Annotated in this window: 1 protein-coding gene; it reads left to right on the forward strand. The window is 38.8% G+C overall.

Translation table 11 applies throughout. The annotated features are described in order from the left end of the window. Nucleotides 1-86 precede the first annotated feature (86 nt). Nucleotides 87-842 carry an IS5 family transposase gene (locus tag EII41_RS13650; protein WP_124791010.1) on the forward strand — a complete coding sequence of 252 codons (756 nt, stop codon included), beginning with the start codon at nt 87-89 and terminating at the stop codon, nt 840-842.

Below are 842 nucleotides of genomic sequence, written 5' to 3' on the forward strand. Positions count from 1 at the left end.
CTGTTTAAATTTATAGTTTGAACGACGAAAGGTGTTTCTTCTTTCCTGCAAAATGATTATTTTTAGTTACCAAGCTTCAAATAATTATGTATTGTACGGATTTAGAAGAAACACAGTGGCAAGTTATCAGGAAAATCTTGAATGTGCAAGAAAGGAAACGAAAATATGATTTGCGTGAAATATGGAATGCGATCTTCTATTTGGTGAAAACAGGCTGTCAATGGCGTATGCTTCCTTGGCATTTTGCTCCTTGGGAACTGGTTTACGATTATGATCGCAAATGGTGCTCTTGGGGTGAGTTTGATCTCTTATTAAGCCGTTTGCGAGAGAAAGTACGTGCCAAAATGGGCCAAAAAGCAGAATCAAGTCCGGGTATTATGGATAGTCAAAGTATACGTTGGGGAGATAATCGCTCTCTCAAGGGTATCGATGGGAATAAGAAAATAAAAGGGATTAAACGTCATGTAGTCGTGGATAAGAATGGTTTCCTGCCGGCCGTAATGGTAACAATTGCGTGTGTGCATGATAGTAAAGCGGCTTATTTATTAGCAAGATGCCTTAGGGAGCTTTGTTGTAATATCAAAATCATCTTAGCTGATGCGGGGTATCGAGGGGAAATAGCAGACAAGGTAAAAACTGCTTTTGGATATATCCTTAAAGTGGTGACAAGCGGAGATAAGGTAAATGGCTTTAAGCCAATTGGGAAAAGATGGATTGTAGAAAGGACATTTTCATGGTTTGACAATTATAGAAGACTCTGCCGAAACTATGAAATAACCTTCGATTCGGCCGAGGAAATGGTAAAACCGGCATCCATTAGGAGGCTTTTGAATAAAATTTAA

Origin of the sequence: Tannerella forsythia (assembly GCF_003860135.1) — a bacterium.
In the GTDB taxonomy this organism is placed as follows: domain Bacteria; phylum Bacteroidota; class Bacteroidia; order Bacteroidales; family Tannerellaceae; genus Tannerella; species Tannerella forsythia_A.

Coding starts and splice junctions, on each gene's coding strand:
- EII41_RS13650 (WP_124791010.1), top strand. CDS start 87: ATGTATTGTACGGATTTAGAAGAAACACAGTGGCAAGTTATCAGGAAA.